This is a genomic window from Streptomyces solicamelliae, from assembly GCF_045348655.1.
Lineage (GTDB): Bacteria > Actinomycetota > Actinomycetes > Streptomycetales > Streptomycetaceae > Streptomyces > Streptomyces solicamelliae.
In genome coordinates, this window is the sequence record NZ_CP160404.1 from 3,637,732 (window position 1) to 3,661,392 (window position 23,661).

The 23,661-nt window shown below is 73.5% G+C and carries 20 protein-coding genes; 12 read left to right on the plus strand and 8 right to left on the minus strand.

Translation table 11 applies throughout. From position 1 onward, the window contains the following. Positions 1-77 precede the first annotated feature (77 nt). From ABZO31_RS16895 to ABZO31_RS16905, 3 genes are read left to right on the plus strand one after another with little or no spacing between them, the layout of a single operon-like run. Positions 78-788, plus strand: coding sequence for a DUF5819 family protein (locus ABZO31_RS16895; RefSeq protein ID WP_406865376.1), 711 nt, complete (start codon positions 78-80; stop codon positions 786-788). After that, entirely contained in the window at positions 785-2,047 is a 1,263-nt protein-coding gene (locus ABZO31_RS16900) for an HTTM domain-containing protein (protein ID WP_406862055.1), read from the plus strand. The genes ABZO31_RS16895 and ABZO31_RS16900 overlap by 4 nt, the downstream gene beginning before the upstream one ends. Further along, on the plus strand, positions 2,044-2,745 hold the full coding sequence (locus tag ABZO31_RS16905; RefSeq protein ID WP_406862056.1) for a TrmH family RNA methyltransferase: 702 nt from the start codon (positions 2,044-2,046) through the stop codon (positions 2,743-2,745). Before ABZO31_RS16900 ends, ABZO31_RS16905 begins: the two co-directional genes overlap by 4 nt. Positions 2,746-2,787: 42 nt before the next feature. On the opposite strand, the gene paaN is transcribed toward ABZO31_RS16905, so the two are convergent. After that, on the minus strand, positions 2,788-4,485 hold the full coding sequence (gene paaN / locus ABZO31_RS16910) for a phenylacetic acid degradation protein PaaN (protein ID WP_406862057.1): 1,698 nt from the start codon (positions 4,483-4,485) through the stop codon (positions 2,788-2,790). A gap of 204 nt (positions 4,486-4,689) precedes the next feature. On the opposite strand from paaN, the gene ABZO31_RS16915 reads away from it, so the two are divergent. Beyond that, the gene (locus ABZO31_RS16915; RefSeq protein ID WP_406862058.1) at positions 4,690-6,192 is read left to right on the plus strand and encodes a 3-hydroxyacyl-CoA dehydrogenase; all 1,503 of its coding nucleotides are present in this window, start codon (positions 4,690-4,692) and stop codon (positions 6,190-6,192) included. Between the two features lie 2 nt (positions 6,193-6,194). After that, positions 6,195-6,794, plus strand: coding sequence for a TetR/AcrR family transcriptional regulator (locus ABZO31_RS16920; RefSeq protein WP_406862059.1), 600 nt, complete (start codon positions 6,195-6,197; stop codon positions 6,792-6,794). A gap of 27 nt (positions 6,795-6,821) precedes the next feature. On the opposite strand, the gene ABZO31_RS16925 is transcribed toward ABZO31_RS16920, so the two are convergent. Continuing rightward, entirely contained in the window at positions 6,822-7,301 is a 480-nt protein-coding gene (locus ABZO31_RS16925; RefSeq protein WP_406865377.1) for an Lrp/AsnC family transcriptional regulator, read from the minus strand. Between the two features lie 192 nt (positions 7,302-7,493). On the opposite strand from ABZO31_RS16925, the gene pdhA reads away from it, so the two are divergent. The 7 genes from pdhA (at position 7,494) to ABZO31_RS16960 (ending at position 15,578) form a co-directional block, all read left to right on the plus strand. Next, positions 7,494-8,651, plus strand: a complete 1,158-nt coding sequence (pdhA, locus tag ABZO31_RS16930; protein ID WP_406862060.1) for a pyruvate dehydrogenase (acetyl-transferring) E1 component subunit alpha — start codon at positions 7,494-7,496, stop codon at positions 8,649-8,651. Beyond that, a complete protein-coding gene (locus ABZO31_RS16935; RefSeq protein ID WP_406862061.1) occupies positions 8,651-9,682 on the plus strand; it encodes an alpha-ketoacid dehydrogenase subunit beta in 1,032 nt (343 codons plus the stop codon). Before pdhA ends, ABZO31_RS16935 begins: the two co-directional genes overlap by 1 nt. Further along, on the plus strand, positions 9,682-11,082 hold the full coding sequence (locus ABZO31_RS16940; RefSeq protein WP_406862062.1) for a dihydrolipoamide acetyltransferase family protein: 1,401 nt from the start codon (positions 9,682-9,684) through the stop codon (positions 11,080-11,082). The genes ABZO31_RS16935 and ABZO31_RS16940 overlap by 1 nt, the downstream gene beginning before the upstream one ends. A gap of 81 nt (positions 11,083-11,163) precedes the next feature. Then, the gene (locus tag ABZO31_RS16945; RefSeq protein ID WP_406862063.1) at positions 11,164-12,042 is read left to right on the plus strand and encodes an NTP transferase domain-containing protein; all 879 of its coding nucleotides are present in this window, start codon (positions 11,164-11,166) and stop codon (positions 12,040-12,042) included. Then, entirely contained in the window at positions 12,039-13,505 is a 1,467-nt protein-coding gene (locus ABZO31_RS16950) for a molybdopterin molybdotransferase MoeA (protein WP_406862064.1), read from the plus strand. The genes ABZO31_RS16945 and ABZO31_RS16950 overlap by 4 nt, the downstream gene beginning before the upstream one ends. Before the next feature lie 20 nt (positions 13,506-13,525). After that, positions 13,526-14,578, plus strand: a complete 1,053-nt coding sequence (locus ABZO31_RS16955) for a potassium channel family protein (protein ID WP_406865378.1) — start codon at positions 13,526-13,528, stop codon at positions 14,576-14,578. Positions 14,579-14,588: 10 nt separating this feature from the next. Next, positions 14,589-15,578, plus strand: a complete 990-nt coding sequence (locus ABZO31_RS16960) for an NAD(P)H-quinone oxidoreductase (protein ID WP_406862065.1) — start codon at positions 14,589-14,591, stop codon at positions 15,576-15,578. 151 nt (positions 15,579-15,729) lie between these two features. Here ABZO31_RS16960 and ABZO31_RS16965 read toward each other — a convergent pair whose 3' ends face one another. The 6 genes from ABZO31_RS16965 to ABZO31_RS16990 form a co-directional block, all read right to left on the minus strand. Then, a complete protein-coding gene (locus tag ABZO31_RS16965; protein WP_406862066.1) occupies positions 15,730-16,266 on the minus strand; it encodes a bacterial proteasome activator family protein in 537 nt (178 codons plus the stop codon). 118 nt (positions 16,267-16,384) lie between these two features. Further along, positions 16,385-19,261, minus strand: a complete 2,877-nt coding sequence (locus ABZO31_RS16970; RefSeq protein WP_406862067.1) for an ABC transporter permease — start codon at positions 19,259-19,261, stop codon at positions 16,385-16,387. Further along, complete coding sequence (locus ABZO31_RS16975) at positions 19,258-20,010, minus strand: ABC transporter ATP-binding protein (RefSeq protein ID WP_406862068.1); 753 nt, start codon at positions 20,008-20,010, stop codon at positions 19,258-19,260. The genes ABZO31_RS16970 and ABZO31_RS16975 overlap by 4 nt, the downstream gene beginning before the upstream one ends. Positions 20,011-20,279: 269 nt before the next feature. Then, on the minus strand, positions 20,280-20,930 hold the full coding sequence (locus tag ABZO31_RS16980; RefSeq protein ID WP_406862069.1) for a PadR family transcriptional regulator: 651 nt from the start codon (positions 20,928-20,930) through the stop codon (positions 20,280-20,282). Positions 20,931-21,038: 108 nt separating this feature from the next. Beyond that, positions 21,039-21,752 (minus strand): hypothetical protein, encoded by a 714-nt coding sequence (locus tag ABZO31_RS16985; protein ID WP_406862070.1) that lies wholly within the window; start codon positions 21,750-21,752, stop codon positions 21,039-21,041. A 100-nt stretch (positions 21,753-21,852) separates the two neighbouring features. Continuing rightward, entirely contained in the window at positions 21,853-23,475 is a 1,623-nt protein-coding gene (locus tag ABZO31_RS16990) for a protein kinase domain-containing protein (RefSeq protein ID WP_406862071.1), read from the minus strand. Positions 23,476-23,661: the final 186 nt, after the last annotated feature.

Below are 23,661 nucleotides of genomic sequence, written 5' to 3' on the forward strand. Positions count from 1 at the left end.
GGTCGGCGGCCCGTAAGGTGTCAACCCTGTGGATGACTGACCTGTGGATGACGGGGCCGATCGGGATCGGGGCGGGGATGGACTCGTACGACGACGCGGGCGGGCGCGACGCCGGCTCCCGCGGCGGCATCGCCGCTCTGTCCCTGCCGTACCAGGTCGTGGCCGCCGTGACCCTCGCCGTGGTCGCGGTCCTCGCCTGCTGGCACATATCGATGGTGTTCCTGCACGTCGCGCCGGCGAACACGCTGACCAAGCAGAACGGCGAGGCGGTGGACGACTGGGTCTACCCCGAGTTCGAGCAGAACTGGAAGCTGTTCGCCCCCAACCCGCTGCAGACCAACATCGCCGTCCAGGTCCGCGCCGTCGTCGCGAGCGCCGACGGCGGGCGGCGCACCACCGGCTGGATCGACCTGTCCGCCCAGGACGCCGAGCAGATACGCGGGAACCCGCTGCCCAGCCACGCCTTCCAGAACGAGCTGCGCCGCGGCTGGGACTTCTTCGTGAACTCCCACAACGCCGACAACGTGCCCAACGGCATGCGCGGCCGGCTCTCCGAGCAGTACGTTCGCCGCATGGTGATGCTCCGCCTCGACGAGGACCGCGTCGGCGGCCGCGTCGAGCGGATCCAGGTGCGCTCTGAGACCCGCTGGGTCGCCAGACCCCCGTGGAGCACCGAGAAGGGCAGCCGCCCCACCGAGTACCGCACCCTGCCGTGGTGGACGGTGACAGCCGCCGATCGGCCCGCCGGCGCGGGCCAGGACCGTACCGGGACGGAGGCCGCCCGATGACCGGTCTGCACGCCACCCCCGCCCCGGCGCCCGCTCCCGGCCCGGCTCCCGCTCGCCGCGAGCCGCTCGACCGCCGGCTCGCCCGCGCCGTCCAGCGCGTCACGGGCAGCGCCCTCGGCCCGTACCAGACCGCGATCGTCCGCATCGGCTTCTCGCTGACCTGGCTGCTGTTCCTGCTGCGCGAGCTGCCGCACCGCCACGAGCTCTACGGCCCGGACGGCCCCTGGGCCTGGGACATGGGCCGCCGGCTGATCGCCGACAACGGCTCCTTCACGGCCCTGATGTGGTCCGACGGGCGCCTCTGGTTCGAGCTCGTCTACGCGCTCGCCGTGCTGTCCAGCGCCCTGCTGCTGGTCGGCTGGCGTACCCGCGCCATGTCCGCGGTCTTCATGGCCGGGGTGCTGTCGCTGCAGAATCGCTCCATCTTCATGGGCGACGGCGGCGACAACGTCATCCACATCATGGCGCTCTATCTCGTCCTGACCCGCTGCGGGCAGGTCTGGTCCCTCGACGCCCGCCGGGCCTCGCGGGCCGCCCGCGAGGCCGACCGCCCGGAGCGCCGGGACGTCGTCGGACCGCTGCTGTGGACGGTGCTCGGCGGCTTCGTGCTGGCGGCCACGTACTTCTCCGACCGGACCGGCGAGACCTGGTTCCTGACGCTGCTCTGGCTGCTCTGGCTGGGCCAGGCGCTGTGGTGGGTGGTCTGCCGGTACGCCCCCGGCGAGCCGCGCACGCTGCTCGAGGTGATGGCCAACCTCGTGCACAACGGCGCGCTGCTGGTGATCATGGCGGAGGTCTGCCTGATCTACGCCACGGCCGGCTGGTACAAGATCCAGGGCTCGCGCTGGCAGGACGGCACCGCCCTGTACTACCCCCTCAAGCTGGACTACTTCTCGCCCTGGCCGGCGCTCTCGGACCTGCTGGCGTCGGGCGGCGTGGTGGTGATGCTGCTCACCTACGGAACGGTCCTGGTGCAGGTCGCGTTCCCGTTCACGCTGTTCAACCGCAAGGTCAAGAACGTCCTGCTGGCCGCGATGATGCTGGAGCACGCGGGCATAGCCGTGCTGCTCGGGCTGCCGTTCTTCTCCATGGCGATGATCGCCGCCGACGCTGTCTTCCTGCCGACGGCGTTCCTGGTGTGGCTGGGCGCGCGGGCCGCGCGCGGCCGGGACCGGGCGCTGGTGCGGCTGGGCCGGGGCACGGTGCCCGGGCCGCGGGACGCCGGGGCGGAGTCCCCTGCCCGTACCCTCGTCGGGTGACCACCAGCACCGCCGAACAGCCGAGCAGTCCCGACGAGACCTCGCCGGCCGAGCCCCTGCAGTACGACGACGGGTACGGGACCGAGGTCGGCGTCGGGCCGCACCCGGAGCCCTGGCCGCGGGGCGAGCGGTACGACCCGGAGCTGCTGGCCGGCGGCGACCGGCGCAACGTCGTGGACGGGTACCGGTACTGGACGCGGGAGGCGATCGTCGCCGACCTGGACACCCGGCGGCACGACTTCCACGTGGCGGTGGAGAACTGGGGCCATGACTTCAACATCGGCTCGGTGGTGCGCACCGCGAACGCGTTCCTGGCGAAGGAGATCCACATCGTGGGCCGGCGTCGCTGGAACCGGCGCGGGGCGATGGTCACCGACCGGTACCAGCACGTCCGCCACCACCCGGACACCGAGTCGCTGACGGCCTGGGCCCTGGCGGAGGACCTGCCGATCATCGGGATCGACAACCTGCCGGGCGCGGTGCCGCTGGAACGGACCGTGCTGCCGCGGCGCTGTGTGCTGCTGTTCGGGCAGGAGGGGCCGGGCCTCACCGAGGAGGCCCGGAAGCACGCCGCGATGACGTGCTCGATCGCCCAGTTCGGCTCGACCCGCTCCATCAACGCGGGCGCGGCGGCGGCGATCGCCATGCACGCCTGGATCCAGCGGCACGCCGAGATCGCGGACGCCCCCGAGGCGTAGCAGGTCCTCGGGGACGCCCGCGTCGCATCCGCGGGCGGGCCGTCAGGCCTGGCGGCGGACCTCGACGACCCGGAAGCGGTTGGCGACGAACGCGCCGTCGCACAGGGCCGCGTTGGCGGCCGGGTTGCCGCCGGAGCCGTGGAAGTCGGAGAACGCCGCGGTCTGGTTGACGAAGACGCCGCCGGTCAGGTTGAGCGAGAGCTGGGCCGACTCGTCCAGGCAGACCTCCTCGACGGCCCGCTCGACGTCCGGGGACGTCGTGTACGCGCCGACGGTCATCGCGCCCTTCTCACGGACCGTGCGCCGCAGCAGCTCCAGCGCGTCGCCGGTGGAGTCGACGCGGACCGCGAAGGAGACCGGGCCGAAGCACTCGGAGAAGTACGCGGCCTGCGCCTCCGGCTTGTTGCCGTCCAGCTTCACGATCACCGGGGTGCGGACGACGGCGCCGGGGAAGTCCGGGTTCTCCACCTCGCGGGACTCCAGGGCGACCTCGCCGAGCCCCGCGGCCGCCTCCAGGCGGGCCTTCACATCGGGGTTGACCAGGGCGCCGAGCAGCGCGTTGGCCCGGGCGTCGTCGCCGAGCAGCCCGCCGACCGCGGCCGCGAGGTCCGCGGTCACCTCGTCGTACGACTTGGGGCCCGCGTCGGTGGTGATGCCGTCGCGCGGGATCAGCAGGTTCTGCGGGGTGGTGCACATCTGGCCGCTGTAGAGCGAGAGCGAGAAGGCCAGGTTGGAGAGCATCCCCTTGTAGTCGTCGGTGGAGTCGACGACGACGGTGTTGACGCCGGCCTTCTCCGTGTAGACCTGGGCCTGCCGGGCGTTCTCCTCCAGCCAGTCGCCGAAGGCGGTCGAGCCCGTGTAGTCGATGATCTTGATCTCGGGGCGGACGGCCAGCGTCTTGGCGATGCCCTCGCCGGGCCGCTCGACGGCCAGCGCGACCAGGTTCGGGTCGAAGCCGGCCTCGGCGAGCACCTCGCGGGCGACCCGCACGGTGAGCGCCAGCGGCAGGACGGCCTGCGGGTGCGGCTTGACCAGGACCGGGTTGCCGGTCGCGAGGGAGGCGAACAGGCCCGGGTAGCCGTTCCAGGTCGGGAAGGTGTTGCAGCCGATCATCAGGGCGATGCCGCGGGCGACCGGGGTGAACTGCTTGGTCAGCTCCAGCGGGTCCTTCTTGCCCTGCGGCTTGGACCAGGCGGCGTCGCCGGACGGGGTGCGGGTCTGCTCGGCGTACGCGTAGGCCACGGCCTCCAGGCCGCGGTCCTGGGCGTGCGGGCCGCCGGCCTGGAACGCCATCATGAACGCCTGGCCGCTGGTGTGCATGACCGCGTGCGCGAACTCGTGGGTGCGGGCGGAGATCCGGGCGAGGATCTCCATGCAGACCAGGGCGCGGGTCTCGGGGCCGGCCTCGCGCCAGGCGGTCATGCCGGCGCGCATGGCGGGGAGCAGCACGTCGATGTCGGCGTGGGGGTACTCGATGCCGAGGACGGGGCCGTACGGCGAGATCTCGCCACCGGTCCAGCCGTCCGTGCCGGGCTGGTCGAGCTCGAAGCGGCCGTCGAGCAGGTCCCGGTACGCGGCGAGGCCGTCGGCGGCGTTCAGCGAGCCGTTCTCCCCGTAGGCCTTGGGGTGCTCGGGGTGCGGGGACCAGTAGGCGCGGGTGCGGATCGTGTCGAGCGCCTGGTCGAGCGTCGGCCGGTGCCTGTCGGCCAGGGTGTCGGTGGTCAGCTGAGCGGCGGCCATCAAGGACCAACTCCTCGGTGAGCTCGATTGAATGGGCGCGCGAAGCGCTCCTCAACGGGTGGTGGTGGGAGACGGGTGGGCAGGAACCTGCGGACGGAGTCGCTGGGCAGAAAAGCACGGACAGAGTTAGAGTAACCGAACGATCGGTCGGTTCAAGGGGGTCCGCAGAACCTGTGGATGACCCGGTAGGGGAGGATCACCGACATGACCGCCATCGAGCACAGCCGAACCGTCTCCGTCGTCGGCGCCGGCACCATGGGCCAGGGCATCGCCCAGGTCGCGCTGGTCGCGGGCCATCCGGTCCGGCTCCACGACACCGTTCCCGGGGTGGCCGAGTCCGCCGTCCGGGCGATCGCCGCCCGGCTGGACCGTCTGGTCGAGAAGGGCCGGATGGACGAGGCGGCGCGCGATGCCGCCGTCGCGCGCCTGTATCCGGCCGAGCAGCTCGCCGAGCTGGCCGACAGCGCCCTCGTCGTCGAGGCCGTGGTCGAGCGTCTGGACGTCAAGCAGGAGCTCTTCGCCGCGCTGGAGAAGGTCGTCGGAGACGACTGTCTGCTCGCCACCAACACCTCCTCGCTCTCCGTCACGGCCGTCGCCGGGGCGCTGCGGCTGCCGGAGCGCTTCGTCGGGCTGCACTTCTTCAACCCGGCGCCGCTGCTCCCGCTGGTCGAGGTGGTCAGCGGGCACGCCACGGCCGAGGCCGTGGCCGAGGCCGCGTACGAGACGGCGAAGGCCTGGGGCAAGACCCCGGTGCGCTGCGCCGACACCCCCGGCTTCCTCGTCAACCGGATCGCCCGGCCCTTCTACGCCGAGGCGTTCGCGGTGTACGAGGAGCGCGGCGCCGACCCGGCCACCATCGACGCGGTGCTGCGCGAGTGCGGCGGCTTCAGGATGGGCCCGTTCGAGCTGACCGACCTGATCGGCCAGGACGTGAACGAGGCGGTCACCCGCTCGGTCTGGGAGTCGTTCTTCCAGGACCCGAAGTTCGTCCCCTCGCTCGCCCAGCGCCGGCTGGTCGAGTCGGGCCGGCTCGGCCGCAAGTCGGGCCGGGGCTGGTACTCCTACGCGGAGGGCGCCGCGGCCCCCGAGCCGCACACCGCCCCGGTGACCGAGCCGCCCGCGGAGATCACCGTCGAGGGCGATCTGGGGCCGGCCGGGGAGCTGATCGCGATGGTCCGCGAGGCCGGGATCACGGTCCGCGAGACCGAGGAGGACCACGGCACCCGCTTCGTGCTGCCGAGCGGCGGCCAGCTGGTGCTCGCGGACGGCCAGACCTCGATCGAGTTCCGCGACGTCGTCTACTTCGACCTGGCGCTCGACTACCGCAAGGCGACCCGGATCGCGCTGTCGGCCTCGGAGGACACCTCCTGGGAGACGCTGCGCGAGTCGATAGGCCTGTTCCAGGCGCTCGGCAAGAAGGTCAGCGTCATCAAGGACGTCCCCGGCATGATCGTCGCCCGCACCGTGGCGATGCTGGTCGACCTCGCCGCCGACGCCCTCGCGAAGGGCGTCGCCTCCGCCGAGGACATCGACACCGCGATGCGGCTGGGCGTCAGCTATCCGCTCGGGCCCGTCGAATGGGGCCGCCGGCTCCGCTTCGGCTGGGCGCACGACCTGCTCGAGAACCTCGACGAGCGGATGCCCGGCAGCCGCTACACGCCCTCCCTGGCGCTGCTGCGCCGGGCGTACGCCGAGGGGGGCGAGTGACCGTGACGACGGCGAAGCGCGACACCTACACCCCGGAGACGCTGCTCTCGGTGGCCGTCCGGGTCTTCAACGAGCGCGGCTACGACGGCACCTCCATGGAGCACCTGTCCAAGGCCGCCGGCATCTCCAAGTCCTCGATCTACCACCATGTGTCCGGCAAGGAGGAGCTGCTGCGGCGGGCGGTGAGCCGGGCGCTCGACGGGCTGTTCGCGATCCTGGACGAGTCCGGGGCGCAGCGGGGCACGGCCCTGGAGCGGGTCGAGTACGTGACGCGGCGGACGGTCGAGGTGCTGACCGCGGAGCTGCCGTACGTGACGCTGCTGCTGCGGGTGCGCGGCAACACCTCGACCGAGCGGTGGGCGCTGGAGCGGCGGCGTGAGTTCGACCAGCGGGTGGCGGAGCTGCTGAAGGCGGCCGTCGCCGACGGGGACCTGCGGGCCGACGTGGACATACGGCTCGCCACCCGGCTGCTGTTCGGCATGGTGAACTCGCTGGTGGAGTGGTACCGGCCGCATCCGGGGCCGAGCGGCGAGGCGGACCGCGCGCAGCTCGCCGACACCGTGGTGCATCTGGCCTTCGACGGGCTGCGTACGGCGCGCTGAGCGCATGTGTACGACCCCGGCGGGGCCCTAAGGCCCGTCGGGGTCCAGGTCCGTCTCCTCGAAGACCAGCAGGGTCCGGGTGGACAGCACCTCCGGGATGGCCTGGATCCGCGTCAGGACGAGCTCGCGCAGCGTCCTGTTGTCCGGCGTGTGCACCAGCAGCAGCACGTCGAAATCCCCGCTGACCAGGGCGATGTGCGTGGCACCCGGCAGGGCCTGGAGCTGTTCGCGCACGGTGCGCCAGGAGTTCTGGACGATCTTGAGGGTGATGTACGCGGACGCGCCGTGGCCGGCCCGTTCGTGGTTGAGCCGCGCGCTGAAACCGCGGATCACCCCGTCGTCGATCAGCCGGTTGATCCGCGCGTAGGCGTTGGCCCGGGAGACGTGTACCCGTTCGGCCACCGAGCGTATCGAGGCGCGACCGTCCGTCTGCAGGATGCGCAGAATCGCCTTGTCGACCGAGTCCAGCGGGCGCGGTGCGGGCGCCTCGTCCCCGCCGTCGGCCATTTGTTCATCCACCATGTCCCCCCGCCTCCCTCGCATGGACGACCTGCTCCTATCCCAGGCTGTGGAGAACCGATTGTCCACAGGCTCGGGCCGCCTGTAGCCAAAATGCGTCCACGACCGAACAATCGGTAGGTGAGGCGCGCCACATTCGCGCCCCCCGCCATCGGGTCTAGTGCCCGCTCCCACGAGGAGGTGGACTCGTTGCAACAGCGCAGTTCGACAGTCCAAGCGCCGCCCGCCGCCGTCGCGTACCGGCCCACCCCGCCGCCCGCCTGGCAGCCGCGCACCGACCCCGCGCCGCTGCTGCCCGACGCCTCGCCCTTCCGGGTGATCGGCACGGACGCGATGGCCGACGCCGACCCCGAGCTGCTGCGCCGGCTGTACGCCGAGCTGGTGCGCGGCCGCCGGTACAACGCGCAGGCCACCGCCCTCACCAAGCAGGGCCGGCTCGCCGTCTACCCCTCCACCACCGGCCAGGAGGCCAGCGAGGTCGCGGCCGCGCTGGCCCTGCAGGAGCAGGACTGGCTCTTCCCGTCGTACCGCGACACCCTCGCCGCCGTGGCCCGCGGGCTCGACCCCGTGCAGGCCCTGACGCTGCTGCGCGGCGACTGGCACACCGGCTACGACCCGCGGGAGTACCGCATAGCCCCGCTGAGCACGCCGCTGGCCACCCAGCTGCCGCACGCCGTGGGCCTGGCGCACGCCGCCCGTCTGAAGGGCGACGACGTCGTCGCGCTGGCCATGGTCGGCGACGGCGGCACCAGCGAGGGCGACTTCCACGAGGCGCTGAACTTCGCGGCCGTCTGGCAGGCCCCCGTGGTCTTCCTCGTGCAGAACAACGGCTTCGCCATCTCCGTGCCGCTCGCCAAGCAGACCGCGGCCCCCTCCCTGGCCCACAAGGCCGTCGGTTACGGCATGCCGGGCCGGCTGGTCGACGGCAACGACGCCGTGGCGGTGCACCAGGTGCTCACCGAGGCGGTGGCCCGTGCCCGGCGCGGCGGCGGCCCGACCCTCGTGGAGGCCGTCACCTACCGGATCGACGCCCACACCAACGCCGACGACGCCACCCGCTACCGCGGGGAGAGCGAGGTCGAGGCATGGCGGGCGCACGATCCGATCCGGATTCTGGAGCGGGACCTGACGGAGCGCGGAGTGCTCGACGAGGACGGCGTGCGGGAGGCGGCCGAGTCCGCCGAGACGATGGCGGCGCAGCTGCGCGAGCGGATGAACGCGGACCCGGTGCTCGACCCGATGGACCTGTTCGCCCATGTGTACGCGGAGCAGACCGCACAGCTGCGCGAGCAGGCGGCGCAGCTGCGTGCCGAGCTCGACGCCGAGAGCGAGGCGTGATGACGAGGGCGACGACGGTGGCGAAGACGGTGGCGGCGAAGCCGCGCCCGGCCACCATGGCGCAGGCGCTGCAGCGCGCCATGCGCGACGCGATGGCCGAGGACCCGACGGTGCACGTGCTCGGCGAGGACGTCGGCACGCTCGGCGGTGTCTTCCGGGTCACCGACGGGCTGCAGAAGGAGTTCGGCGAGGACCGCGTCACCGACACCCCGCTCGCGGAGGCCGGCATCCTCGGCACCGCGGTCGGCATGGCGATGTACGGGCTGCGGCCGGTCGTCGAGATGCAGTTCGACGCGTTCGCCTACCCGGCGTTCGAGCAGCTGATCAGCCATGTCTCCCGGATGCGCAACCGGACCCGCGGCGCGATGCCGATGCCGCTGGTGGTGCGCGTGCCGTACGGCGGCGGCATCGGCGGCGTCGAGCACCACAGCGACTCCTCCGAGGCGTACTACATGGCCACCCCCGGCCTGCACGTCGTCACCCCGGCCACGGTCGAGGACGCGTACGGCATGCTGCGGGCGGCGATCGCCTCCGACGACCCGGTGATCTTCCTGGAGCCCAAGCGGCTCTACTGGTCGAAGTCCGACTGGTCGCCGGAGTCCCCGGCCGCGGTCGAGCCGATCGGCAAGGCGGTCGTGCGCCGTCCCGGCACCAGCGCCACCCTGATCACCTACGGCCCGTCCGTGCCGGTCTGCCTGGAGGCGGCCGAGGCGGCGCAGGCGGAGGGCTGGGACCTGGAGGTCGTGGACCTGCGCTCGCTCGTGCCGTTCGACGACGAGACGGTCTGCGCGTCCGTGCGGCGTACCGGCCGGGCCGTGGTCGTCCACGAGTCGACCGGCTTCGGCGGCCCCGGCGGGGAGATAGCCGCCCGGGTGACCGAGCGCTGCTTCCACCACCTGGAGGCCCCCGTGCTGCGGGTCGCCGGCTTCGACATCCCGTACCCGCCGCCGATGCTGGAGCGGCACCACCTGCCGGGCGTGGACCGGGTCCTCGACGCGGTGGCGCGGCTGCAGTGGGAGGCGGAGAGCTGATGGCCCAGGTGCTCGAGTTCAAGCTGCCCGACCTCGGTGAGGGACTGACCGAGGCGGAGATCGTCCGCTGGCTGGTGAACGTCGGCGACGTGGTCGCCATCGACCAGCCGGTCGTCGAGGTCGAGACGGCCAAGGCGATGGTCGAGGTGCCCTGTCCGTACGGCGGTGTGGTCACCGCCCGGTTCGGCGAGGAGGGAACCGAACTCCCGGTCGGCGCACCGCTGCTGACGGTCGCCGTGGGGGAGTCCGCGGCGCCCGCGTCCGGCGCGCCCGCATCCGCTGCGGCTCCGAAGGCCGAGGCGAAGGACGCGGAGTCCTCGGAGTACTCCGGGAACGTGCTGGTCGGGTACGGCACGGCGGGCCCCGCGGCCCGGCGCCGCCGGGTCCGGCGGGAGAGCCCGGCGGCCCCGGCCGCTCCGGCCGCGGCCCCCGTGGCCGTCGTGCCCGCCGTCGTCGACGGTCCGGTGCCGGTCATCTCGCCGCTGGTGCGCAAGGTGGCCCGGGAGAAGGGCCTGGACCTGCGGGCGCTGCGCGGCTCGGGCCCCGACGGGCTGATCCTGCGGGCCGACGTGGAACGCGCGGTCCGTGAGGCGGAGGCCCCTGCGGCCGTTCCCGCCGCTCAGCAGGCCGCGCCGGCTGCGTACGCCGCGCCTGCCACGTCGGTCACGGCCGTCGGGGAGCGAAGCGCGATGGGGGCACCCCCGGCCGAAGGCTGGGAGAGGGTGCCGCTGCGCGGAGTCCGGGGCGCGGTCGCGGCCAAGCTGTCCCGCAGCCGTACCGAGATCCCCGACGCGACGACCTGGGTCGACGCGGACGCCACGGAGCTGATGGCCGCCCGCGCCGCCATGAATGCGGTGGGCGCCCCGAAGATCTCCGTGCTCGCGCTGCTGGCCCGGATCTGCGCGGCCGGGCTCGCCCGGTTCCCGGAGCTGAACTCGACCGTGGACACGGAGGCGAAGGAGATCGTCCGGCTGCCGTCCGTGCACCTCGGCTTCGCCGCGCAGACCGACCGCGGTCTGGTCGTGCCGGTCGTCCGCGACGCGCACACCCGGTCGGCGGAATCGCTGACGGCCGAGTTCGCCCGGCTCACCGAGTCCGCCCGGCAGGGCACGCTGACCCCGGCGGACCTCACCGGCGGCACGTTCACGCTGAACAACTACGGGGTGTTCGGGGTGGACGGTTCCACGCCGATCATCAACCACCCCGAGGCCGCGATGCTCGGCGTGGGCCGGATCGTCCCCAAGCCGTGGGTGCACCAGGGCGAGTTGGCGGTCCGTCAGGTCGTCCAGCTGTCGCTCACGTTCGACCACCGGGTCTGCGACGGCGGCACGGCCGGCGGCTTCCTGCGCTACGTCGCGGACTGCGTGGAGAACCCGGCGGTACTGCTCCGCACGCTCTGATCCCGCCGGCCGTTCCGCCCGGCCGACACCACCCGGACGCCCGGGCCGAGGCTCTTCCCCTGCCTCGGTCCGGGCGTCGTCATGGGCGCGGACCATACTGCTGGGGTGACGATCTCGTTTGACGCCGTTCTGCTCGCCGGGGGCGCCGCCACGCGGCTCGGCGGGGCGGACAAGCCCGCGCTGAGCGTCGGCGGGCGCGCGCTGCTCGACCGCGTGCTCGACGGATGCCGGACCGCGGGGCGGACCGTCGTCGTCGGCGATCCGCGCCCGACCGTCCGGCCGGTGGCGTGGGCGCGCGAGGAGCCGCCCGGCGGCGGCCCGCTGGCCGCGCTCGACGCCGGGCTGCGGCAGACCTCCGCCGACGTCGTGCTGGTGCTCTCCGCCGACCTGCCGTTCCTCGGCGAGGCCATGGTCCGCCGGCTGGTGGACGCCCTCGCGGGCGACACGGCGGCCGACGTGGTGCTCGCCGTCGACGCCGACGGGCGCGACCAGCCGCTGGTGGCGGCGTACCGGAGCGCACCGGTACGGCGTCGGCTCGCGGCGGTCGGCGAGGAGCACGGCGGGCTCGCGGGCCTGTCGCTGCGACGGCTCACCCAGGGGCTCCGGACCGCCCGGATCGCCGCGGACCCCCTGGCCTCCTTCGACTGCGACACCTGGGAGGACCTCGCCGCGGCCCGGGCACGGATCAGGGAGCATGGGAACGTGCTGGACGAATGGATCACCGCAGTCAAGGCCGAACTGGGCATCGAACTCGACGTCGACACCGGCGTCCTGCTCGACCTGGCGCGCGACGCCGCCCACGGGGTGGCCCGGCCCGCCGCCCCGCTGACCACCTTCCTGGTCGGATACGCGGCGGCGCAGGCGAACGGCGGCCCCGAGGCCGTCGCCGAGGCGGCCCGCAAGGCGGCCGCGCTCGCCGAGCGCTGGGCCGCGGAGGCGGCGCAGGACGAGGCCGGATGACCCCGCCGACCTCCGCCCCCGGCGCCGACCCGGCGGGCACGACGGACGGGAACGGCGGCGCGCGCACGCCCGGCCCCGCCGGTACGGGCGACCCCGCGGGCATCGGCGGCCCCGCCGGTACGGGCGACGGCCTCTCCGGCGCGCTCGACGACGCCCTCGCCCTCCAGGCCCCGGCCCCGGCCACGAGCCCGCCCCCGGACCGGGACCCGGCCGCGCCGCGTCCCCACCGCCACCACGCCACCCCCTGGCCCGAGGCCAGGGAGACGGCGCGGCGGGCCGGAGGATCCGGACGGCCGGCGCCCGAGCCGGTCCCCCTCGACGCGGCGCTCGGCCGCCTCCTCGGCGGGACGCTGGCCGCGCTCACCGACCTGCCGTCCTTCGACACCTCCGCCATGGACGGCTGGGCCGTCGCCGGCCCCGGCCCCTGGCGGATCGACGAGGACGGCGCGGTCCTCGCCGGACACGCCCGCGCCGCCGCCCTCGGCGACGGCACCGCCGTACGCATTGCCACCGGCGCCCGGATCCCGTCCGGGGCCACCGCCGTGATCCGCAGCGAGCACGCCCGCACCGGCACGGGCGGCCGGCTGCACGCCGAGCGCGAGGTCGTCCCGGGCCAGGACATCCGCCCGCGCGGCCAGGAGTGCCGGACCGGCGATCCGCTGCTGCCCGCCGGCGCGCTGGTCACCCCCGCCGTGCTCGGGCTGGCCGCGGCCGCCGGGTACGACGAGCTGCTCGTCCTGCCCCGCCCCACCGTCGAGGTCCTGGTCCTCGGCGACGAGCTGCTCACCTCGGGTCTCCCCCACGAGGGCCTGATCCGTGACGCCCTCGGCCCCCTGCTCGGCCCCTGGCTGCAGGCCCTCGGCACCGACGTCCTCGGCACCCGCCGCATCGGCGACGACGCCGACGCCCTGTACACCGCCGTCACCGGCTCCGCCGCGGACCTGGTGATCACGACCGGCGGTACCGCCGCCGGCCCCGTCGACCATGTCCACCCCGTCCTGGCCAAGGCCGGTGCGGAACTCCTGGTGGACGGGGTGTCGGTGCGCCCGGGGCATCCGATGCTGCTGGCCCGCCTGGCCGGCGGCCGCCATCTCGTCGGGCTGCCCGGCAATCCGCTGGCGGCCGTCTCCGGACTGCTCACGCTCGCCGAGCCGCTGCTGCGCGCCCGGTCCGGCCGTCCGGCCGCGGAGCCGTACCGGGGACCCGTGCGCGACGAGGTGCAGGGGCATCCGCACGACACCCGGCTCGTCCCCGTCGTCCACCGCGGCGACCACCTCGTACCGCTGCACTACAACGGGCCCGCCATGCTCCGCGGCATCGCCGCCGCGGACGGCATGGCCGTGGTCCCGCCGGGCGGCGCACGCGCCGGTGACACCCTCGACGTACTCGATCTGCCCTGGTCGGCGCCGATGGCGCTGTCGGCCGTGGCGGGCAGCGCGCCCACAGGAGCGTGTTTCACGTGAAACTTCCCGGACAGGACGCCATGGCCCGCCGGGCCGACGAGAACGCCCGGGTGAAGCTGCCCCGCCGGATCGTCGACAAGCCGCTGCGCCAGGTCGCCAAGCGGCTGCTGATGGCCCTCGGCGTGCTCCTGCTGACGGTGATGATCGTGTACCTCGACCGCGAGGGCTATCACGACAACGCCGACGACACGGTCGACTTCCTTGACGCGGCCTACTACTCGACGGTGACCCTCTCCACCACGGGTTATGGCGACATCGTCCCGCACAGCGACAGCGCCCGGCTCACCAACATCCTGCTGATCACGCCCTTGCGCGTGTTGTTCCTGATCATCCTGGTCGGCACGACTCTCGAGGTTCTCACCGAGCGGACCCGGGAGGAATGGCGGCTGAACCGCTGGAGGACCCAGTTGCGCGACCACACCGTCATCGTCGGCTTCGGCACCAAGGGGCGCTCCGCGATCCAGACGCTCTGCGCGACCGGACTGGCCAAGGACCACATCGTCGTCGTCGACCCGTCGAGCAAGGTCATCGACGCGGCCAACGCGGACGGGTTCGTCGGCGTCATAGGAGACGCCACCCGCAGCGATGTGCTGCTCCGGGCCGAGGTGCAGAGGGCCCGTCAGATCGTCATCGCCACCCAGCGCGACGACACCGCCGTACTGGTCACGCTGACGGCCCGCCAGCTCAACCGCGGGGCGAAGATCGTCGCCGCGGTCCGCGAGGAGGAGAACGCGCCGCTGCTGCGCCAGTCCGGCGCGGACGCGGTGATCACCAGCGCCAGCGCCGCCGGCCGGCTGCTCGGTCTGTCGGTGCTCAGCCCCAGCGCGGGCACGGTCATGGAGGACCTCATCCAGCAGGGCTCGGGCCTCGACCTGGTCGAGCGGCCGGTCACCAAGGCCGAGGCGGGCAAGAGCGTCCGGGACACCGACGACCTGGTGGTCAGCGTGCTCCGCGGGCACCGGCTGCTGAGCTACGACGATCCGAAGGCCAGCCCCCTGGAGCTGACGGACCGCGTGATCACCATCGTGCGGGCCGCTCCCGTCGCCCCGCTGACCACCCCGTCCCCGGAGTAGCCTCGCCGACATGCATGCGATCACGATTCCGGAACCCGGCGGCCCCGAGGCCCTCGTCTGGGCCGAGGTCCCCGAACCCGTGCCCGCCGAGGGCGAGGTGCTCGTCGAGGTGGTGGCGAGCGCGGTCAACCGTGCCGACCTGCTGCAGCGTCAGGGCTTCTACGACCCCCCGCCCGGCTCGTCCCGCTACCCCGGCCTGGAGTGCTCCGGCCGGATCGCGGCCCTCGGCCCGGGGGTGTCCGGCTGGTCCGTCGGCGACGAGGTGTGCGCGCTGCTGGTCGGCGGCGGGTACGCGGAGAAGGTCGTCGTCCCCGTCGGGCAGCTGCTGCCCGTGCCGGAGGGCGTGGACCTGGTGACGGCGGCGGCGCTGCCCGAGGCGGTCTGCACGGTCTGGTCCAACGTGTTCATGATCGCCCATCTGCGGCCGGGCGAGACGCTGCTCGTGCACGGCGGCGCGAGCGGCATCGGCACCACGGCGATCCAGCTGGCCAAGGCCGTCGGCGCGAAGGTCGCGGTCACCGCGGGCGGCCCGGAGAAGCTGGAGCGCTGCGCCGAGCTGGGCGCGGACATCCTCATCGACTACCGGCGGCAGGACTTCGTCGAGGAGCTGAGCAAGGCCACCGACGGCGCGGGCGCGGACGTGATCCTCGACATCGTCGGCGCGAAGTACCTGGAGCGCAACGTGCAGGCGCTCGCGGTCAACGGCCGGCTCGCGATCATCGGCCTCCAGGGCGGTGTGAAGGGCGAGTTGAACCTGGCCGCACTCCTCGGCAAGCGGGCCGCGATCACGGCGACGACCCTGCGCAGCCGTCCGCTGCACGAGAAGGCGGCCATCGTGGCCGCGGTGCGCGAGCACGTCTGGCCGCTGATCTCCGCGGGCACGGTCCGTCCGGTGATCCACACGACGGTGCCGATGGAGGAGGCCGCCGAGGGCCACCGGGCGCTCGACTCCGGCAGCCATGTCGGCAAGGTGCTGCTGCTCGCCCCGCAGGCGGTCTGACACGAGAAGGGCCCGGCACCACCAGGTGCCGGGCCTTCCGCATGCGCCATGTGCCTTACCGGCAGAGCCCCTTGCGGGTCGGCCCTTGAGGGTCCGGCCCGCTACAGGCCCGCCCCTTCCACCAGGTACGGCCGCCTGACAGGCCCGCCCCCTACAGGTACGGACCCGAGCGCGCGCCGCCGTGGCCGCGCTCCTCGTCGTCCACCGGAGAGCCCGGCGGAAGGGCCCGGCGCATCTGCTCCAACTGGGCGCGGGCGGCCATCTGCTGGGCGAACAGCGCGGTCTGGATGCCGTGGAACAGACCCTCCAGCCAGCCCACCAACTGGGCCTGCGCGATCCGCAGTTCCGCCTCCGAGGGGATCGCCTCGTCGGTGAACGGCAGGGAGAGCCGCTCCAGTTCCTCGACGAGTTCGGGCGCGAGCCCGTCCTCCAGCTCCTTCACGGAGCTTGCGTGGATGTCCTTGAGCCTGACCCGGCTCGCCTCGTCCAGAGGAGCCGCGCGGACTTCCTCAAGGAGCTGCTTGATCATGCTGCCGATCCGCATGACCTTTGCCGGTTGTTCGACCATGTCTGTCACGGGAACCTCGCGCGACTCGTCGTCCGCGCCGCCGATCGCCGTTCCGTCCTGGCCCACGACCAGGATGTGGGGGCTCTCCTGCGACGACCGTTCACTCCTCGGCATCTCCATGCCGCCATTCTCTCGCACACCGACGTCACCACTCGGTGTGCCCCCGGAGGAGGGTGATCCACCCTCCTCCGGGGGCCCAGTCGCACCGATGGGGGCGCGGGAGGGCCGACAGCGCCCGTCAGGTGGCCGCGCGCCGGGCCAGTGCGCCGCGCGAGCGGGTGACCAGGGCCGCCAGGACCGCCGCGCCGAGCGGCACGAGGATCAGCAGGGCCCCGAGCGTCTCCCACGGCACGACGATCGGCACGTACGGCGGCGAGCCGACCAGGGCGGCGCCCGCGGGGTTCTCCGCGAGGGCCTGCTCGTACCACCCCTGCTGCTGGCGGGCCTCGGCGAGCCGCAGGCCGATCGCCGGCAGCACACCCGCCGCGGAGCCGAGGACGACGCCCATGGCCGCCACCACCCCGCACTGGAAACCGCTCAGGGTGCGGCGGACCCGCGGGGGCGCGCCGACCGCGGCGAGGGTCTTCAGATCGGCCTCGGCGTCGGCCTGGGCCAGCCCGGTGGCGATACCCGCGGCGCCGATGGTGACGAGGCCGGCGAACACCATCAGGGCCAGCATCACGATGCTGCTCTCGTTCTCGTAGCCCACCTCCACGCGGAGGTCGGGGGAGCCGCCGAGCTTGGCGAGTTCCGCGTCGAGCTTCTGGCGCTGCTCGGAGTCGGGGATCCGCTCGGTGCTGAACACGGCGCCGAGCGGGACCGTGGGCAGTCCGGCGGCCTTGGCGGTCGCCGGGCTGACGAGCGCTGTGATCCCGTAGCTGCGCCCGCCGTCGACGAGGTGGGCGGGCAGGGAGACGACCTTGCCCGGGATCTCCGTGCCGTCCTCCCGCGCCCGGTCGGCCGCCTCGGTGTCGGTGACCAGCCGGATGCCGACCTCGCCCGAGGCGTCGACCAGGGGCTTGCGGAAGGAGACGATCTTGCCCGCGGCCAGTGCCTCGGCGGCGGCCGGGTCCTTGATGCCGAGGACCTTCAGCACGGCGGCGTCACCGACGGCCAGCCCGCCGTCGACGTTGATGCCGTACTCGTCGTACATCTTGCAGCGCCAGTCCTTGGCGAGCTTGGACGCCTCCTCGCGGCTGAGCCGCTGCAGGGGGTCCGGGTTCTCCTTGGTCGAGATCCACAGCGGGCACTCGTTGGCCTTGGGGGTGACGACCTCGGAGCGGCCGCAGCCGTCGCCCGCGTCGTACATCGAGCAGCCGGCCCGGCCGACCGCGACGCGGGCGAGGTCCGCGCGCACGTCCACGGGCATCAGGCGCTGCACGGCCTCGCGGGCCGCCGGGGCGTCCCGGCCGCCCTCCTCGGGGACGGACACGGAGACCGCGCCGTACGGCAGCGCCGGGTGGTACTCGGCGCGACGCTGCTCCTCCACGCCGGCCGAGTACGTGGCGACGGCGACGGTACCGGCGACCGCGGCGAGCACGGCGGCCACGGCGGGCGCCGTACGGCCCCGGTTGCGCACCGCGTCCCGCAGCGCGAGGCGCGGGGAGAGCGGCAGCCAGCGGCCGGTGCGGCCGAACAGTCCGACGAGCGCCGGGGTCATGGCGACCACGCCCAGCTCGGCGACGGCGCTGCCGAAGGCGACGACGGCGAAGTGGTCGGAGACGACCGCGCCGTACAGGGCGATCGCCGCGCCGACGAGCACCGCGCCGAGGCCGACCAGCGGCAGCACACGGTTGCTGCGGCGCACACCGCGGCGGCCGGTGAGCGAGGCCAGCACGGACTGCCGCGAGGAGGTGATCGCGGGCACGATCGCCGCGAACAGGCCGGTCAGGACAGCGAGCAGGGCGATACCGAGGAGCTCCAGCGGGCGGATGTCGAAGCTGCCGAACCGCCTGCCGATGTAGCCCTCCAGGACGGGCTGCAGGGCGTACGTGAGCACCAGGCCCAGGCCCGTGCCGACGACGGCCGCGGCCGCGCCGATGACCAGACCGCCGGAGAGCACGATGGCGCGGATGTGTCGCCGGTCGCCGCCGTTGGCGCCGACCAGGCCGAGCTGCCGGCGCGAGCGCCGGGCGCCGACCGCGAACGCGGGGCCGGCCAGCAGACAGATCTCCAGCATCGCCAGGCCGACGACGGTGGCGACGACCGCGAGCACCGCGGCCTGGGCGCCCAGGCTCTCCTCGTACGGGGTCCAGCCGTCCTTCTGGTAGAGCGGGATCTCGGAACGGGCCGGCGGATCGAGCAGGACGGCCCGGGAGACGACCACGACGCCCTTCTCGTTGGCCTTCTTGACCGTGTTCCACGTGAAACCACCGGACGCCTTGACCAGGTAGGAGGTGGCGACGTCGACCTTCTGCAGCCCGGCCTTCTCGGCCGTCTTGGCGTACGGGGCGAGGAACGCGCCCGGCAGGGCGTTGACCTGGTGGGCCGTCAGCTCGCCCGGCAGCTCGTACACGCCGACGATCCGGTACGTACGGTCGAAGCCGCGGGCGGTGAGGGACGAGCCGACCTTCAGGCCGCTGTCCTCCAGGAAGCGTTCGGTGACGGCGAGTTCGTCGGCCCGCTGCGGGTAGTGGCCGTCGAGCAGGGTGAGCATCCCGCGGGTCATCGGGTCACTCGCCCTGAGCTCCCGGACCTCCGCCTGCAGCAGCCCGTGGGCTGTGGTGAGCTTGGCGGTGCCGGTGCTGTCGGACAGGGTCGCGGCGCCGGCCGGGAACACGGCGGGGAGCTTCCCCGCGTCGGGCGTCGGACCGGACGAGTGGACCGTGTCCTCCTCGTCCTGCACCGGAGCGCTCGTCTCACCCTTGGGGTCCTGGTAGATCGGCACCCCGCCGTATCCGGATCCCATGAAGCGGGCGTCGGCGGCGCCGATGGAGCGGGCCAGTGACTCCTCGGTGGACAGGTCGGCGCTGCGCAGGGTCAGGTCGGCAGCGCTGACGCCGAGGATCGGCAGAGCGATCATGGACAGGACGAGCAGGCTGCGTCCCTTGGAACGCCAGGCGTCGCGGCGGGCGATGCGGATCGCGGCGCGCCAGGAGTGGAACCAGGTCGTCACGGCCGGCCCGCCCGCTCGCTCAGGAGCGAGTCGGCCTCGCTGCGCACGGTCTGGTCGACGACCGCGCCGTCGCGCAGGAAGACCACGCGGTCGGCCCAGGCGGCGAACCGCGGCTCGTGGGTCACCAGGACGCCGGCGGCTCCGGCGTCGCAGCGGCTGCGCAGCAGGGCGAGGACGGCCTCCCCGGTCTCGGAGTCGAGCGCGCCGGTCGGCTCGTCGGCGAGCACCAGGCGGCGGTCGCCGACCAGGGCGCGGGCGAGGGCGATCCGCTGCTGCTGGCCGCCGGACATCTCGTCGGGGAACCGGTCGGCGAGGTGCGCGAGCTCCATCTCCTCCAGCGCGGCGACCGCCTCGACGCGGGCCTTGCGGGCGGAGACGCCGTCGAGCTCGCGGGGCAGGGAGATGTTCTCGGCGGCGGTGAGCGCCGGGATCAGGTTGTAGTCCTGGAAGACGTAGCCGATGCTGCGGCGGCGCAGGGCGGCGAGCTGCTTGCGGTCGGCGGTGGTGATGTCCTGGCCCTCGACCAGCACCCGGCCGGAGGTGGGGGCGTCCAGGCCGCCGGCGATGGTGAGCAGCGTGGACTTGCCGGAGCCCGACGGTCCCATGACGGCGACGAGTTCGCCGGCGTGGACGTCGAGGTCGATGCCGCGCAGGGCGTGCACCTCGGTGGCCCCCGAGCCGTGGACCCGGGCCAGGTTCTGCAGTTGCAGCACGGGCTGCGGTGAGCGGTCGGGCGTGGTTGCGGACATGGGAAGGTTCCCCCCTCGGGCGTACGGGCTGGGGCGCCGGTACGCGGCGGCTGAGACGTACGGAGCGGTGGCCGCCGTACGGAACGGTTGGCGGTACGGCGCTGGGGCCGCGTGGGTCGGGCGTGGCGGCCGGTCGTGGGGCTGCGTGATCGGGACGGCGGCCGGTACGCGGCCGTGCGGTCGGGGCGGCGGTCGTGCGGTCGGGGCGGTGGCCCGGCCGGGGCCGCGTGGTCGGGACGGCCTGGGCGCGGGACCGGGGACGGAGCGGGTCAGGCCGTTCCGCGGGCGGTGGGCGCGGCGGTGCCGGGACGGGAGGCCGTCGGGCCGGGGTCCGGAGGTTCGGAGCCCGGCCCGGGACCCGGGTCCTTCGCCGCGGTGTGGGACAGGCGGATCAGCCGGGCCTCGCAGTGGTCCAGCCAGCGTGCCTCGGCCTCTGTCTGGAAGATCAGCTGCTCCAGGACCAGCAGCCAGGCGACGTCGTTCCGCTCCCCCGGCCCGCCGCGCTCCACGGCCTCGACGGCCTGGCGCTTGAGCCGGGTGTAGTCCTGCATCGCCTTCACGGTGTGCCGGCGCTGCGACTGGATGACGGCCCGGATGTCGACGCCGGGTGCGCCGACGGCCATGGCGAGCTTGATGGCCAGCTCGTCACGGGCCGGGCTGGTCCGGTCGACGGGCCGCTCGTACCAGGTCCGCAGCTCGTCCCGGCCCGCCTCGGTGATCGTCCAGAGCGCGTGCCCGGCGTCGTCCTCGCCGCCCTGCGCGACCAGTCCGTCGCGCTCCAGGCGGTTCAGGGTCGTGTAGACCTGCCCGACGTTGAGCGGCCAGGTCTGGCCGGTGCGGGACTCGAACTCCGTGCGGAGCTGGGACCCGTAGCGCGGGCCGCGTTCGAGGAGGGCGAGGAGCCCGTGGCGGATCGACATACTCAGTATGTATACCGAGTATGTCGGCGCACCCACAAGCGACCTGAGAGGGAACCGGCGTGTCCGTCTCAAGGAGGACGGAGGTTCCGGAGGGGGACGGACGGGGCTTCAGTGCCGCCGCATCCGGACCCCGAAGAAGCCGATCCCGAGCCCGACGAGAGCGAGCCCGACGCCCAGTGTCAGGACGGGAATCTGCTGGTCGGCGGCGTCGACGGCGGTGTGCGGGCCGGGCAGCCGGACGGCCGCGGCAGGGGTGGCGGCGGGGGAGGACGACGCGGGGGCGGACTCCTCCCCGAGTACCTCCTCGCGCTCCGTCTCCTCCTCGGCGGGCGGCTCCGCCTCCGGCGCGGTCCCGGTGTGCGACGGGCTCGGCGCGACGCTCTTCTCGCCCGTCGGCCGTCCCGGCCGTTCCCGACCCGCCCCGGCGGGCCGCCCGGCCAGCGACGCGGCGGGCTCGGGCTCGACGGCGGCCGCGGACGCCTCGACGGGTACGGCGGACGGCGCCGGGGAAGTCACGACCGAAGGTACGGCGGAGGGAGCGGTGGACGGCACGACGGACGGCACCGCCGACGGCCCGTGGTGCGCCGGCCGGCCGGGCCGGCCCTCGGGCAGCCACGACGGCTCCTCGACGGGTGCGGGCGCGGCGGACCCCGGCGCGTACACCCGCCCCTGCTGCCCGTACCCGTACCCGCGTCCGTGTCCGTGCCCGTACGGCCCCCGCTCCGCGTACGCGGACGGCGCGGCGGCGGCCGCGAGCAGCGAACCCGCCACCAGAGGCCCGCAGACCGCCCAGGTCCGCGCCCCGCGGAGTGCTGGAGTCACCGCGTGACCCCCTCCCGTACCGAGCCGCCGAGTCGTTCGACTCAGCGTCACATAACGGGACGGACCCGGCATCCCGGACGAAATCGTCCGGGCGACGGGATTACTGCGCCGGGTTGCCGGTGGAGACCTCGAGCGTCAGCTCGACCTCCTCCTTCTTCACCTCGGTGTCGGCCGGCGGGTACTGGCCGAGCACCGTGCCCTCGCCGTACGCGTTCTCGTCGACCGGCTGCTGCTTCATGATCTTCCAGCCGGCGGCCTGCACACACGCCTTCACCGACTGGATGTTCTTGTAGCGGAAGTCGGGCAGCTCGAACTTCTCCGGGTCGTCGCTCGACTCGGTCGGCTCGGTGCACTCCTTGGTGTCGATCGTCTTGCTCAGGTCCGGGCCCTTGTGACCCGCGACCGGCGGGGCGCTCTGGCCGCCCGTCGTGCCGCCGGTGCCGCCCGGGTCCTCGTCGTCGGCCAGCTGGATGGCCGTGATCACGCCGCCGATGGCGACCAGGGCCACCACGATCGAGCCGATGATCACCGGCATGTTCTTCCCGCCGCCGCTGACGACGGCTCCGCCGCCGCTCGCGGCGGGCGTCGGGGCCGTCTGGTACGGCTGCGGGGACGGGTACGCCGGCGGCGGGGTCGGGGCCTGCTGCGGGTAGCCGTACGACGGGGCCGGGGCGGGCGTCGGCGGGCCGTACGGTCCGGGCTGCGGGGTGTGCGGCGCCTGGTACGGCTGCTGGACGCTCTGCGGCGCCGGGGTCTGCTGGCCGACCGGCGGGAACACCGCCGAGCCGACGCCCGAGCCGCTGGCCACCGGGCCGCCCGCGACGATCATCGGCGCGCCGGTCTGGCCCGCGGACAGCACCCGCAGGCACTCGTCGCGCATCGCCGCCGCGCTCGGGAAGCGCTCGTTCGGGTTCTTCTTCAGCGCGCGGGCGACCAGCGCGTCCATCGCCGGCGTCACCGAACGGTTGACGGAGGACGGCGCGACCGGCTCCTCCTGGACGTGCGCGTACGCGATCGCCAGCGGCGAGTCCGCGTCGAATGGCAGCCGGCCCGTCAGCAGCTGGAAGAGCATGATGCCGACCGAATACAGGTCCGAACGCGCGTCGACGCCGCGTCCCAGGGCCTGCTCGGGCGAGAGGTACTGCGGGGTGCCGACGACCATGCCGGTCTGCGTCATCGAGGTGACGCCGGACTGCATGGCGCGCGCGATGCCGAAGTCCATGACCTTGACCACGCCGCGCTTGGTCATCATCACGTTGCCGGGCTTGATGTCGCGGTGGACCAGGCCCATCTCGTGGCTGGTCTCGAGCGCGGCCAGCACGTCCGCGGTGACCTTCAGCGCCTTGTCGGCCGGCATCGCGCCGTGTTCACGGACGTCCGCGGCGAGCACCGAGCCGAGCGGCTGGCCCTCCACGTACTCCATGACGATGTACGGCATCAGCGCCCCGTCGAGGGCGTCCTCACCCGTGTCGAAGACCGAGACGATGTTGGTGTGCGACAACTTGGCAACAGCCTGCGCCTCGCGCCGAAACCTTTCGCGGAACGACTGTTCCCGACCGAGTTCGGTGTGAAGGGTCTTGATGGCGACCTGCCGGTCCAGCGCGGAGTCGTACGCCAGGTACACCGACGCCATTCCGCCCTCGCCGAGCAGGTCGCGGAGCTGGTAGCGGCCGTTGGCCACCGAACCGCCCGCGTAGCGCCCCTGTGCGCCGTCCTGGCTCATTTCTGACTCCCCCGTACGCGCGCGCGTGGCTGCGATGATCCGGAATTTACTGGCCAAGTCTGCCCGAGGGCTCGGACACGTCAAGCCGGGTGCCCGTTCCGTGACACTCAGCACAAGAAGCGTCTCGGAAGCGTTACCGGAACGGCACGGAATTTGCATCGGTGTACGCGGAGGCGGTTGGATGAC